14 protein-coding genes are annotated in these 13,508 nt (G+C 53.1%); 13 read left to right on the forward strand and 1 reads right to left on the reverse strand.

What is annotated here, in order from left to right:
* The first annotated feature begins 385 nt into the window (after nt 1-385).
* On the forward strand, nt 386-1,765 hold the full coding sequence (gene ygjG / locus J4645_RS12455; protein WP_001520281.1) for a putrescine aminotransferase: 1,380 nt from the start codon (nt 386-388) through the stop codon (nt 1,763-1,765).
* Between the two features lie 170 nt (nt 1,766-1,935).
* A complete protein-coding gene (locus J4645_RS12460; protein ID WP_000121531.1) occupies nt 1,936-3,954 on the forward strand; it encodes an NADPH-dependent 2,4-dienoyl-CoA reductase in 2,019 nt (672 codons plus the stop codon).
* Between the two features lie 80 nt (nt 3,955-4,034).
* Here J4645_RS12460 and rlmG read toward each other — a convergent pair whose 3' ends face one another.
* A complete protein-coding gene (gene rlmG, locus J4645_RS12465) occupies nt 4,035-5,171 on the reverse strand; it encodes a 23S rRNA (guanine(1835)-N(2))-methyltransferase RlmG (protein WP_023214432.1) in 1,137 nt (378 codons plus the stop codon).
* An 85-nt stretch (nt 5,172-5,256) separates the two neighbouring features.
* On the opposite strand from rlmG, the gene J4645_RS12470 reads away from it, so the two are divergent.
* The 11 genes from J4645_RS12470 to J4645_RS12520 all read left to right on the forward strand — a co-directional run bounded on the left by J4645_RS12470 (nt 5,257) and on the right by J4645_RS12520 (nt 13,478).
* Nucleotides 5,257-5,754: a M48 family metallopeptidase gene (locus tag J4645_RS12470; RefSeq protein ID WP_023207676.1), complete on the forward strand. Its 498-nt coding sequence runs from the start codon at nt 5,257-5,259 to the stop codon at nt 5,752-5,754.
* Nucleotides 5,755-5,905: 151 nt separating this feature from the next.
* Nucleotides 5,906-6,598, forward strand: coding sequence for a vancomycin high temperature exclusion protein (locus tag J4645_RS12475; protein ID WP_001646364.1), 693 nt, complete (start codon nt 5,906-5,908; stop codon nt 6,596-6,598).
* Between the two features lie 87 nt (nt 6,599-6,685).
* Entirely contained in the window at nt 6,686-7,684 is a 999-nt protein-coding gene (locus J4645_RS12480; protein ID WP_023214433.1) for a Gfo/Idh/MocA family oxidoreductase, read from the forward strand.
* A gap of 270 nt (nt 7,685-7,954) precedes the next feature.
* Nucleotides 7,955-8,923, forward strand: coding sequence for a TerC family protein (locus tag J4645_RS12485; protein ID WP_001098833.1), 969 nt, complete (start codon nt 7,955-7,957; stop codon nt 8,921-8,923).
* A 254-nt stretch (nt 8,924-9,177) separates the two neighbouring features.
* Nucleotides 9,178-10,422 carry a serine/threonine transporter SstT gene (sstT, locus tag J4645_RS12490; protein WP_000235360.1) on the forward strand — a complete coding sequence of 415 codons (1,245 nt, stop codon included), beginning with the start codon at nt 9,178-9,180 and terminating at the stop codon, nt 10,420-10,422.
* Nucleotides 10,423-10,871: 449 nt separating this feature from the next.
* A complete protein-coding gene (gene yqjA, locus J4645_RS12495) occupies nt 10,872-11,534 on the forward strand; it encodes a DedA family general envelope maintenance protein YqjA (protein ID WP_000422141.1) in 663 nt (220 codons plus the stop codon).
* Nucleotides 11,535-11,537: 3 nt separating this feature from the next.
* A complete protein-coding gene (mzrA, locus tag J4645_RS12500; protein WP_000917516.1) occupies nt 11,538-11,921 on the forward strand; it encodes an EnvZ/OmpR regulon moderator MzrA in 384 nt (127 codons plus the stop codon).
* A 144-nt stretch (nt 11,922-12,065) separates the two neighbouring features.
* A complete protein-coding gene (locus tag J4645_RS12505) occupies nt 12,066-12,434 on the forward strand; it encodes a DUF1090 domain-containing protein (RefSeq protein ID WP_000877297.1) in 369 nt (122 codons plus the stop codon).
* A gap of 41 nt (nt 12,435-12,475) precedes the next feature.
* Nucleotides 12,476-12,781 (forward strand): YqjD family protein, encoded by a 306-nt coding sequence (locus J4645_RS12510; RefSeq protein ID WP_000031217.1) that lies wholly within the window; start codon nt 12,476-12,478, stop codon nt 12,779-12,781.
* 2 nt (nt 12,782-12,783) lie between these two features.
* Entirely contained in the window at nt 12,784-13,182 is a 399-nt protein-coding gene (locus tag J4645_RS12515; protein ID WP_000785626.1) for a phage holin family protein, read from the forward strand.
* The gene (locus J4645_RS12520; RefSeq protein WP_000095795.1) at nt 13,179-13,478 is read left to right on the forward strand and encodes a YqjK-like family protein; all 300 of its coding nucleotides are present in this window, start codon (nt 13,179-13,181) and stop codon (nt 13,476-13,478) included. Before J4645_RS12515 ends, J4645_RS12520 begins: the two co-directional genes overlap by 4 nt.
* Nucleotides 13,479-13,508: the final 30 nt, after the last annotated feature.

Below are 13,508 nucleotides of genomic sequence, written 5' to 3' on the forward strand. Positions count from 1 at the left end.
GATGTTATTTCGGCGCTAATCTATTTATCTTTAGTTGTTAAAATTGCTCTGGATCGCAATTTGCGATTAATCCTTAATATTTGTACGATTTTCACCTCATCCTGCGCCTTATTTTCATTATGAAATTGTTTAGCATGGACAACCTTTTTCTTTAAAATCTGCCCTGGCTCACCTTTTTCTCACGCCGCCGTTAACGCAACACACCGTAAACCATAAAACAAGATCTGCTCAAAATGCATCCAATTGTTAACACATAACATTAAATGTTGTGTAAATGTGATTATTCCTGGTGTTTATCCCGATTTTCACTATGGGCTTAGACCCCCGCTAATCCCTGCAATACTTAATTCAGTATCATGTGATACACGGCCCTCTGGAGCTCATTTTGAACAGGTTACCTTCCAGCGCATCGGCTTTGGCCTGTAGCGCGCACGCACTGAATCTCATCGAGAAGCGAACGCTAAACCATGAGGAAATGAAAGCACTAAACCGAGAGGTCATTGACTACTTTAAAGAGCATGTAAATCCAGGATTTCTGGAATACCGGAAATCTGTTACCGCCGGCGGGGATTACGGAGCCGTAGAGTGGCAAGCGGGCAGTTTGAATACGCTTGTCGACACCCAGGGGCAAGAGTTTATCGACTGTCTTGGGGGGTTTGGCATCTTTAACGTGGGGCACCGTAATCCTGTTGTGGTATCCGCCGTCCAGAATCAACTCGCAAAACAACCTCTCCACAGCCAGGAGTTACTTGACCCCTTGCGGGCGATGCTGGCAAAAACGCTGGCGGCGCTGACACCGGGGAAACTCAAGTACAGCTTTTTCTGTAACAGCGGCACCGAATCCGTCGAAGCGGCGTTAAAACTGGCAAAAGCGTATCAGTCGCCGCGCGGCAAGTTTACCTTTATCGCCACCAGCGGCGCATTTCACGGCAAATCATTGGGCGCGCTCTCCGCCACGGCCAAATCCACCTTCCGCAGACCCTTTATGCCTTTACTGCCGGGCTTCCGCCATGTGCCGTTTGGCAATATCGACGCGATGAGCATGGCATTTAGCGAAGGCAAAAAAACGGGCGACGAGATAGCAGCCGTGATTCTGGAGCCTATTCAGGGTGAAGGCGGCGTGATCCTGCCGCCGCAGGGATACCTGACAGAGGTACGTAAGCTCTGTGATGAATTCGGCGCGCTGATGATTCTGGATGAAGTACAAACCGGCATGGGGCGTACCGGCAAGATGTTTGCCTGCGAGCACGAAAATGTGCAGCCTGATATTCTGTGTCTGGCGAAAGCCCTGGGCGGCGGCGTGATGCCGATTGGCGCCACCATCGCGACTGAAGAGGTGTTTTCGGTTCTGTTCGACAACCCCTTCCTGCATACCACCACTTTTGGCGGTAATCCGCTGGCTTGTGCTGCCGCGCTGGCGACCATTAACGTCCTGCTGGAGCAAAACCTCCCGGCCCAGGCGGAACAAAAAGGCGATACGCTACTGGATGGTTTTCGACAACTTGCGCGTGAATATCCCAATCTGGTACACGATGCGCGCGGCAAAGGTATGTTGATGGCCATTGAATTTGTCGATAACGAAACGGGCTACCGTTTTGCCAGTGAGATGTTCCGTCAACGCGTGCTGGTCGCTGGTACGCTGAATAATGCGAAAACAATTCGTATCGAGCCACCGCTCACGCTAACCATTGAACTGTGCGAACAGGTATTGAAATCAGCGCGTAATGCGCTGGCGGCGATGCAGGTGAGCGTTGAAGAGGTTTAAAAACGATGCCGGATGGCGCTATGCTTATCCGGCCTGTTTTCCCCGGGTCGCGGCCTCTTTTTTGAATCCCATCACAATCACCACATTCCCCTTTTCCCTTTTACCTCGCGACGGCTACAGTAGTAACTCATCCGACCACATAACAATAATTTTACATACTGGATACGCTTATGAGCTACCCGTCGCTGTTCGCCCCGCTCGATCTGGGCTTTACTACTCTCAGAAACCGCGTGCTGATGGGATCGATGCACACGGGTCTGGAAGAACATCCTGATGGCGCTGAGCGCCTGGCGGCATTTTATGCCGAGCGCGCGCGACACGGCGTAGCGTTAATCGTCACCGGCGGTATTGCGCCCGTTCCCTCCGGGGTCGTGATGACTGGCGGTGCGATGCTGAACGATGCCAGCCAATTAACGCCTCACCGCGTGGTGACCGATGCCGTACATGCGCAAGGCGGTAAAATCGCGCTGCAAATTCTGCACACCGGACGTTACAGCTATCAGCCGCACCTGGTCGCGCCGTCGGCAATTCAGGCGCCAATCAACCGCTTTATGCCGCACGAACTGACGCATGATGAAATCTTGCAGTTAATCGACGACTTCGCGCATTGCGCGCAACTGGCGCGGGAAGCAGGCTACGACGGCGTAGAGGTGATGGGATCAGAGGGCTATCTGATTAATGAATTTCTCACCCGGCGAACTAACCATCGCGATGACGAATGGGGCGGCGACTATACCAGCCGTATGCGCTTCGCGGTTGAGGTAGTACGCGCGGTACGCCAGCGGGTAGGGAACGACTTTATTATTATCTATCGCCTGTCGATGCTCGATCTGGTGGAAAATGGCGGCACGTTCGACGAAACGGTACAACTGGCGCAAGCCATTGAAGCCGCAGGCGCAAGCCTAATTAATACCGGCATTGGCTGGCATGAGGCGCGAATCCCGACCATCGCCACGCCAGTACCGCGTGGCGCCTTTAGCTGGGTGACGCGGAAACTCAAAGGTCATGTGTCGGTTCCGCTGATCGCGACCAATCGCATTAACGATCCGCAGGTCGCTGAGACGATCCTGACGCGCGGCGATGCCGATATGGTGTCGATGGCGCGTCCCTTCCTTGCCGATGCCGAATTCCTGACTAAAGCGCAATCCGGACGCGCAGATGAGATCAACACCTGTATCGGCTGTAATCAGGCCTGTCTGGATCGGATCTTCATCGGCAAAGTGACCTCCTGTCTGGTGAACCCACGCGCCTGTCACGAAACCCACATGCCGATAACGCCGGCCATACGCAAAAAGAATCTGGCCGTTGTCGGCGCAGGCCCGGCGGGGCTGGCTTTCGCGATTAACGCCGCGTCGCGCGGCCATCATGTCACGCTGTTTGACGCCCAGAGTGAAATTGGCGGTCAGTTCACTATCGCCAGGCAGATCCCGGGTAAAGAGGAGTTTTACGAAACGCTGCGCTACTACCGTCGAATGATCGATATTACTGGCGTTACGCTGAAACTGAACCAACAGGTGAACGCAGAGGATCTTCAGCCGTTTGACGAAGCGATCCTCGCCTGTGGAATAGTACCGCGCCGCCCGCCGATAGACGGTATCGATCATCCAAAGGCATTGACCTACCTGGAGGTATTGCGCGATAAAGCGCCGGTTGGTAAACGAGTGGCGATCATCGGCTGCGGCGGGATCGGTTTTGACACGGCCATGTATCTGAGCCAGCACGGCGAATCCACCAGCCAAAATATTGCTGAATTTTGTACGGAATGGGGAATTGATACCAGCCTGCAGCAGGCAGGCGGTCTGCGCCCGGAAGGCCCACGCCTGGCACGTAGTCCACGGCAAATCGTCATGCTGCAACGCAAAGCCAGCAAGCCGGGCGAAGGATTAGGTAAAACCACCGGCTGGATCCATCGCGCGACGTTACTGGCGCGCGGCGTGAAGATGATCCCGGCGGTTAGTTACCAGAAAATCGACGACGACGGATTACATCTCTTGATCGGCGGCGAACCGCAGTTGCTGGAAGTGGATCATGTGGTGATCTGTGCCGGACAAGAACCTCGCCGCGAGCTGGCGGACCCGTTACGCGCCGCAGGTAAAACGGTACATCTTATCGGCGGATGCGATGTCGCGATGGAGCTGGATGCCCGACGGGCGATTGCCCAGGGCACCCGACTGGCGCTGGAGATTTAACGACTTTGCCTGATGGCGCTGCGCTTATCGGGCTTACACCGTCATACCGGTTTTATAGGCCGGTATGACGCTTGAGCGCCTTATCGACGGCGTCCCTGCTTCACCGCTTTCAAAATGACAAATTTATTGTTGGTTGCTATCGTCGCACAATTACCGAAAATCTTCTTCAGCTTGTGGAAATAGTCCAGATGGCGGTTCGCCACAATATACAGTTCGCCGTTGATTTTCAGGCAGCGGCGGGCATGATGGAACATCTCCCAGGCGATATTATCCGTCAGCGCATGTTTCTGGTGGAACGGCGGGTTGCAGAACACAGCGTTAAAACGGAACGGCTCCACACCGGAGAGCGCATTGTTGATCATAAATTCGCAGCGTTCGAACGCTTCCGGCAGGTTCGTTTCTACATTCAAACGGCTGGAATCTACCGCCATCGGCGATTCATCGACAAATACCACGTTCGCCTGCGGATTTTTCGCCAGTAAGCTCAGGCCAATCACCCCATTGCCGCAGCCGAGATCGACAATCTCCCCGTCGAGGTTTTCCGGCAAATGCTGCATAAAGAAGCGCGCGCCGATATCCAATCCGGTACGAGAAAACACATTCGCGTGGTTGTGAATCGTCCAGCCTGTATCTTCCAGTTTCCAGCTTAGCGTTTGCGGCGCGTCGGCCAGTTGCGGATGACTGAATGTACAGTTAATCAGGCGCGCTTTCTTCCACGCCAGCGTCGTCGTGGTTGGGCCCAGCACTTTTTCAAACAGTTCCAGCGTAGAGGTATGAATATCACGCGCTTTCGCGCCGGCGATAATACGCGTTTGCGCCGTAACGACCTTACGCAAAGCGCGTAACTGCTGTTCCAGCAACGCCAGTGTTTTCGGTACCTTAATCAATACCACGCCCGGCACCTGCGGGTAGTCAGCGGTACTGTCGAGAAACGTTACGCTGGACTCCGCGATGCCGTTATGGCGTAAATTCTCTCGCGTACCCAGTTCGCTTAAATACGAATCGCCAATACTGTATGGCGAATGCTCCGCCAGCGCACAGCTTAGCGCGCCAAACGTATCATTCAGGATCAGCACCGGGCCGCGAATTTCCGTCTCATCCAACTGTTGCAGCAGATACTCATCGGCCGCCTCCCACGCCAGAAGCGGGTTAACATCATCCGTTTGCGGAAAACGTTTCAGCGTCAGTGAACGGAAACCGTCGTCTACGTGGCTCATTAGGCCTCCTGAATGGTAAAATTGCGGCGTTATCCCTGAAAAGGGTGCGTGAGTATACACTTTTTATCAGCAACATGGAGCTTTGATGACCTCACTAACTTACCTTCAGGGGTATCCTGAACATCTCCTTGCCCAGGTGCGCGCCTTAATCACCGAGCAGCGCCTGGGAGCAGTGCTGGAAAAACGTTATCCCGGCGCGCATGATTACGCCACTGACAAAGCGCTATATCACTATACTCAGGAACTGAAAAGTCAGTTTCTGCGCAATGCGCCGCCCATTAATAAAGTGATGTATGACAGCAAGATCCATGTGCTGAAAAATGCGCTGGGACTGCATACCGCTGTCTCGCGCGTTCAGGGCGGCAAGCTCAAGGCAAAGGCGGAGATCCGCGTCGCCACCGTGTTTCGCAACGCCCCGGAGCCATTCTTACGGATGATTGTGGTTCACGAGCTGGCGCACCTGAAAGAGAAAGATCATAACAAAGCGTTTTATCAGCTCTGCTGCCATATGGAGCCGCAGTACCATCAACTGGAGTTTGATACGCGACTGTGGCTGACGCATCAGGCGCTGTCGGCACAATAAATTCTGAAAATGCCCCTTCCCCCGTATCTTTTTAACGGCGTGGGCATAAAATCGGCGCGTTCACATTTCGCTCATTGCCTGCCGCCACGTCAAGGATGACGATCTGTAGAGGGTATTTTTTATCCACCGCCAACGGAACCGCGCAACAACCATGCTCTCACAATGTGCCCGTTTTATCCGCCGCCTCTGTTTTACACGCCGGGCGTTAACAGTGGCGTGTTTTCTGCTTGTCGCAGCAGGCGTCGCGCTTTTCTATTCCAACTGGCTTATCGTCAACGCCTCGCAGCATCTGACATGGAATGACATTCAGACCGTTCCCGCCCGCAACGTCGGGCTGGTGTTAGGCGCTAAACCCGGCAATCGGTATTTTACCCGGCGGATTAATACTGCCGCCGCGTTGTATCACGCCGGTAAAGTGAAGTGGCTGTTAGTCAGCGGCGATAACGGCAAAAAAGAGTACGATGAACCTTCGGCGATGCAGCAGGCGCTGATAGCGAAAGGTGTGCCGGAAGCGGCCATTTTTTGTGATTATGCCGGATTCTCCACGCTGGACTCCGTGGTTCGCGCCCGGAAAGTGTTTGGCGAAAACCGCATTACGATTATCTCGCAAGCATTCCATAATCAACGGGCGATCTGGCTGGCGCAACAATATGGCATTGACGCTATCGGAGTTAACGCGCCGGATCTGAATAAAAGGCACGGAACCTACACACGACTTCGGGAAAAGCTGGCGCGGGTTAGCGCGGTGCTGGATGCCAAAATTTTGCACCGTCAGCCTAAATATCTGGGCGCTGGCGTCACTATTGGGGCTGATAGCGCACACGGGTGCCCTTCTCGCCAGTAAAATGCCAGAGTGCGTCGCAGCGCACTGGCAAGGGCGGAAAGGCGTGCTACATTGACGAAAATCCCTTTCTGGAGTCCGCTGACGTTTATGATACGTTTCGCTGTAATTGGGACTAACTGGATCACGCGCCAGTTTGTCGACGCCGCCCATGAAACCGGCAAATTCAGGCTCGCCGCCGTTTACTCCCGTAGTCTTGAACAGGCGCAGTCTTTCGCAAATGATTATCCCGTCGAGCATCTGTTTACCTCGCTGGAAGCGATGGCGCAAAGCGACGCGATTGAGGCGGTTTATATCGCCAGCCCGAACTCCCTGCATTTCTCCCAGACACAGCGCTTTTTGCAGCATAAAAAACATGTCATGTGCGAAAAGCCGCTGGCTTCTAACCTGGCGGAGGTTGATGCCGCTATCGCCTGCGCGCGCGATAACCAGCGGGTACTGTTTGAAGCCTTTAAAACCGCCTGCCTGCCCAATTTCCTGCTGCTGCGGGAATCGTTGCCGAAAATCGGCAGAATGCATAAAGCATTCCTAAATTACTGCCAGTACTCTTCACGTTATCAGCGCTATCTGAACGGTGAAAATCCGAATACGTTTAATCCGGCCTTCTCCAATGGTTCGATTATGGATATCGGGTATTACTGTCTGGCGTCGGCGATCGCGCTATGGGGCGAGCCGCGCAGCGTTCAGGCGTCGGCGAATTTGTTGGAAAGCGGAGTAGATGCGCACGGCGTCGTGGTTATGGATTACGGCGATTTTAGCGTCACGCTACAGCATTCCAAAGTCAGCGACTCGGTACTGGCCAGTGAAATTCAGGGCGAGAGGGGATCGCTGGTCATTGAAAAGCTGTCGGAATGCCAGAAAGTGTGTTTTGCGCCGCGCGGCGCGCTGATGCAGGATCTGACCCAGCCTCAGCATATTAATACCATGCTGTATGAAGCCGGGGCGTTTGCCCAGCTTATTGAAAACCATACCGTGGAACATCCGGGGTTATCGCTAAGTCGCGCCACGGCAAAATGGCTGACAGAAATACGCCGTCAAACCGGGGTCATCTTCCCGGCGGACGATCTGACTCATCCCCTTACTGCGTAAAATTATGTAAATTATATGTTACAGGTCATTGACTCTACGCGTGGCCTGTCATACTTTGTTACGCGCAAAGGGGAGTAACTTCATTGTCGGTCGATCGTCATTACGATGTGTGCAAAACCACATCCGGTCACCGGGCAGCCATAAAGGAATGCGTCAGCGTATTCCTTTATTGTTGTAAGTGAGACCTTGCCGAATGGCAAGGTCTATGCATAAAAGCAGCGGCTAATGCCATTCGGCGTTAGCCGTTTTTTTTTTGCATAGGGAGAAATAATGAATACTGTTGGTACGCCATTATTATGGGGTGGATTCGCGGTTGTTGTGGTGATAATGCTATCCATCGACCTGTTGTTGCAGGGACGCCGTGGCGCACATGCGATGTCGATGAAACAAGCAGCAGGATGGTCAATCCTGTGGGTAACGCTCTCGCTACTGTTTAACGCTGCTTTCTGGTGGTATCTGGCTGAAACGCAAGGGCGCGAAGTTGCTGACCCGCAGGCATTGGCGTTCCTTACCGGCTATCTGATTGAAAAGTCGCTGGCCGTAGATAACGTCTTTGTCTGGCTGATGCTGTTTAGCTATTTCTCCGTCCCTCCGGCTCTGCAACGCCGGGTGCTGGTGTATGGGGTTCTTGGCGCGATCGTGTTGCGTACTATCATGATTTTCGCCGGTACCTGGCTTATCACTCAGTTCGAATGGCTGCTGTATGTGTTCGGCGCCTTCCTGCTGTTTACCGGCGTAAAAATGGCGCTGGCGAAGGAAGACGAATCCGGCATTGGCGAAAAACCGATGGTGCGTTGGCTGCGCGGGCATCTGCGTATGACCGATACGATCGAGAACGAGCACTTTTTCGTACGTAAAAACGGCCTGTTGTATGCCACGCCGCTGTTGCTGGTGCTGATTATGGTTGAGTTCAGCGATGTAATCTTCGCCGTTGACAGTATTCCGGCGATCTTTGCGGTCACCACCGACCCGTTCATCGTACTGACCTCTAACCTGTTTGCCATCTTAGGACTGCGCGCGATGTACTTCCTGCTGTCCGGCGTGGCGGAACGCTTCTCGATGCTGAAATATGGTCTGGCGGTCATTCTGGTCTTTATCGGCATTAAGATGCTGATCGTCGACTTCTACCATATTCCTATCGCGATTTCGCTGGGCGTAGTGTTTGGCATTCTGACCATTACGCTGGTGATTAACGCCTGGGTTAACCATCAGCGCGATAAGAAACTGCGAGCGCAATAATCTTTTATCGGGGTAAACCTGCCCCGTCAAAAACGCCCGGCAGCGCGCACCTGCCGGGCGTTTTTGTTTAACATGTCACAATACTGTTAATATAAAGTTATAAAACATGATCGCAGCAAAAAATCCAGGATATTTCGCTTCCCGAACCTTCAACTTTCCTTATACTCAACCAGGCAAACACTTTGTTACATCCTGAAAGATGCGCCGTAAGAGCGTGCAGGGGATGACCAGCAACACAATACAAGGAACATGAAATGGCTACGCAACGAGCATCAGGGCTACTGCAGCGTTTAGCGCAAGGCAGTCTGGTTAAACAAATTTTAGTGGGTCTGGTACTGGGGATTTTACTGGCATGGATTTCTAAGCCTGCGGCGGAAGCGGTTGGCTTGCTTGGCACCCTGTTCGTCGGCGCCTTAAAAGCGGTCGCCCCCGTTCTGGTGCTGATGCTGGTCATGGCCTCGATCGCCAACCACCAGCACGGTCAAAAAACCAATATTCGCCCTATTCTCTTTCTTTACCTGCTAGGCACCTTTTCAGCCGCGCTGGCGGCCGTTGTGTTCAGCTTCGCCTTCCCTTCAACGCTGCATCTGTCCAGTAGCGCCCAGGATATCGTGCCGCCGTCCGGCATTGTAGAAGTCCTGCGCGGTCTGCTGATGAGTATGGTGTCGAACCCCATCGACGCGCTGCTGAACGCTAACTATATCGGGATTCTGGTATGGGCCGTCGGTCTGGGATTTGCCCTGCGTCATGGCAATGAAACTACCAAAAACCTCGTGAACGATATGTCTAACGCCGTGACCTTTATGGTGAAACTGGTGATCCGTTTCGCGCCAATCGGTATTTTTGGTCTGGTTTCATCAACGCTTGCAACCACCGGCTTCTCCACCCTGTGGGGCTATGCGCACCTGCTGGTCGTCTTGATTGGCTGTATGCTGCTGGTCGCGCTGGTGGTCAACCCGCTGTTGGTATTCTGGAAAATTCGTCGCAACCCTTATCCGCTGGTGTTCGCCTGCCTGCGTGAAAGCGGCGTTTATGCCTTCTTTACCCGCAGCTCTGCCGCCAATATTCCAGTGAATATGGCGCTGTGCGAAAAGCTGAATCTGGACAGGGATACTTACTCCGTTTCCATTCCGCTGGGCGCCACCATCAATATGGCCGGCGCGGCAATTACCATTACGGTTCTGACGTTGGCGGCAGTTCATACGTTAGGCGTCCCGGTGGATCTGCCTACAGCGCTGCTGCTGAGCGTGGTGGCCTCGCTGTGTGCTTGCGGCGCCTCCGGCGTGGCAGGCGGTTCATTGCTGCTGATCCCGCTGGCGTGCAACATGTTTGGCATCCCGAACGATATCGCGATGCAGGTAGTAGCGGTCGGCTTTATTATCGGCGTATTGCAGGATTCGTGTGAAACGGCGCTGAACTCATCTACCGATGTTCTGTTCACTGCGGCAGCCTGCCAGGCAGAGGACGAACGTCTGGCGAATAACGCCTTGCGTAGCTAAGTGATTATCGATGCCGGATGGCGCGTGCCATCCGGCGTGACGATAGATCTGAATCTCCCAATCCATAGGCTGTGACGGAAAGCGAATTGATGTTCACGCGCGACATCCTCGCGTAACGTTATATGTAGATGGCGTCTGCCGCGGCGCTCGGTCAGCGTACAGTATAAAGTGTCAGCCTGTGTAAATCCTCTCGCCACCCTCCTTTGCGATAAGCAAAATCAAAGCTCAACGACGCGTAATTTCTATAACGGACTTCGTTGACCTTTGTTACAATTAGATGCATTTTGAATTTTTGTGTGTTAGTGCTTGCTTACTTCACAACTTAACAAGGAATAGTTCAGGCCGCGAATTTGCCGTTTCCGCAACGCTGATAAAAACTCCAACTCTGTTGCGGCAGTGCAAACCTCAGATCACCGGCGTGACGTTAACCGATTCTCCAGGAATACTGAATGGAACTACTGACTCAATTGCTGAATGCCCTGTGGGCTCAGGACTTTGAAACACTGGCCAATCCTTCCATGATTGGCATGTTATATTTTGTGTTATTTATGATTTTGTTTCTGGAAAATGGGCTGCTCCCTGCCGCCTTTTTGCCTGGCGACAGCCTGTTGATCCTGGTCGGCGTGCTGATCGCCAAAGGCGCGATGGGTTTTCCACAAACCATTTTGCTGCTTACCGTCGCGGCCAGCCTGGGTTGCTGGGTGAGCTATATTCAGGGCCGCTGGCTGGGGAATACCCGCACCGTGCAAAACTGGCTCTCTCATCTCCCCGCACATTATCATCAACGCGCCCATCACCTTTTCCATAAACACGGCCTGTCGGCATTATTGATAGGCCGTTTTATCGCGTTTGTCAGAACACTGCTGCCCACCATTGCCGGCATATCCGGCCTGAATAACGCGCGCTTTCAGTTCTTCAACTGGATGAGCGGCTTGTTGTGGGTGCTTATCCTGACGTCGCTGGGCTATCTGCTGGGTAAAACGCCCGTCTTTATGAAGTATGAAGATCAGTTAATGTCATGCCTGATGCTGCTGCCCGTGGTGCTGCTTTTTTTTGGTCTGGCGGGTTCGCTGGTCATGCTGTGGAAAAAGAAGTATGGGAGCCGGGGATAACTTATGCTTAAACCACGCATAACTGCCCGACAACTCATTTGGATCAGCGCTTTTCTACTGATGCTGACCATACTCATGATGACGTGGTCAACGCTGCGTCAGCAAGAGTCGACGCTGGCCATTCGCGCGGTTAACCAGGGCGCCAGTATGCCAGACGGCTTCTCAGTTCTGCATCATCTGGATGCGAACGGCATTCATTTTAAAAGCATTACGCCTAAAAATGACATGTTGCTCATTACCTTCGATTCCCCTGCGCAAAGCGCCGCAGCAAAAACAGTGCTTGATCAAACGTTACCACACGGTTATGTCGTCGCTCAGCAGGACGATGACAACGAAACGGTACAGTGGCTGTCCCGCTTACGGGAAAGCTCACACCGCTTTGGCTAATCTCCAGGAATCCGAATCATATCACTCACTTTGGTGATTTCATTGTTTAATGACTATGATTAATAAAGCGGTGTTTAACCCACCGCGTTATTATCGGGATCACCGCCCCGGACAACGGGTCCGAACATAAGGGAAAGTTCAGGAATGAAATACCGCATCGCTTTGGCTATCACGCTTTTTACACTTAGCGCCGGTAGCTACGCTAATTCGCTTTGTCAGGAAAAAGAGCAGGATATACAAAAGGAAATTAGCTACGCTGAAAAGCACAACAATCAGCGCCGTATTGAGGGTCTGAACAAGGCGCTCAGCGAAGTACGCGCCAATTGTACTGACAGCAAGCTGCGCGCCGAGCATCAGAAAAAGATCGCTGAGCAAAAAGAAGAGGTAGCCGAACGCCAACGTGATTTAGCCGAGGCAAAAGCAAAAGGCGATGCGGATAAAATAGACAAACGTGAACGTAAGCTGGCCGAGGCTCAGGATGAGCTAAAAAAACTTGAGGCCAGAGACTACTAAATTAACGCCGAATGTAAATACTCACTCACCTGGAGAAAACTATGTCGAAAGATAACACTACGGAACATCTGCGCGCTGAGTTGAAATCCCTGACCGATACGCTTGAAGAAGTGCTGAGCTCTTCGGGCGAAAAGTCGAAAGAAGAGTTGAGTAAGATTCGTAGCAAAGCCGAGCGCGCGCTGAAAGAGAGCCGTTACCGCCTGGGCGAAACGGGTGATGTGATTGCCAAACAGACTCGCGCCGCCGCCGCCCGCGCCGATGATTATGTGCGCGAAAATCCCTGGACAGGCGTAGGCATTGGCGCCGCTGTCGGTCTGGTGTTGGGCGTACTGCTGACGCGTCGTTAATTATGGCGGACTCTCGACAGGCACAAGGACCAGGCAAAAGCGTACTGGGTATCGGGCAGCGGATTGTCACCATTATCGTTGAGATGGTGGAAACCCGGCTGCGACTGGCGGTAGTAGAACTGGAAGAAGAGAAGGCGAACCTCTTTCAGCTTTTGCTGATGGTAGGTCTTACCATGCTCTTCGCGGCGTTTGGCTTAATGAGCCTGATGGTTCTGGTCATCTGGGCTATCGATCCTCAGTACCGTTTGAACGCGATGATCGCTACCACAGTTGTGCTGTTAGTGCTTGCGCTAATCGGCGGCATCTGGACTTTGCGCAAAGCGCGTCAGTCCACGCTATTGCGCCATACGCGGCACGAACTGGCTAACGATCGGCAAATTCTGGAGGACGATCAGTCGTGAGCAGCAAAAGCGAACGCGAAAAACGTAAAGCGCTGCTTCTCAGTCAGATCCAGCAGCAACGGCTGGATCTGTCCGCCAGCCGTCGCGACTGGCTGGAGACCACCGGTGCGTACGATCGCGGCTGGAATACGGTGTTAAGCCTGCGCTCCTGGGCGCTGGTCGGTAGCAGCGTAATGGCCATCTGGACCATCCGTCATCCTAATATGTTGGTACGCTGGGCGAAACGCGGCCTGGGTATCTGGAGCGCCTGGCGCCTGGTAAAAACTACCCTCCGTCAACAACAGCTCCGCGGTTAATATCTTTTCTTTTATAGCATCGCGCCATCA

It is taken from the genome of Salmonella sp. 32082101201600294FB01SM01, assembly GCF_017572865.1.
Taxonomy (GTDB): domain Bacteria; phylum Pseudomonadota; class Gammaproteobacteria; order Enterobacterales; family Enterobacteriaceae; genus Salmonella; species Salmonella enterica.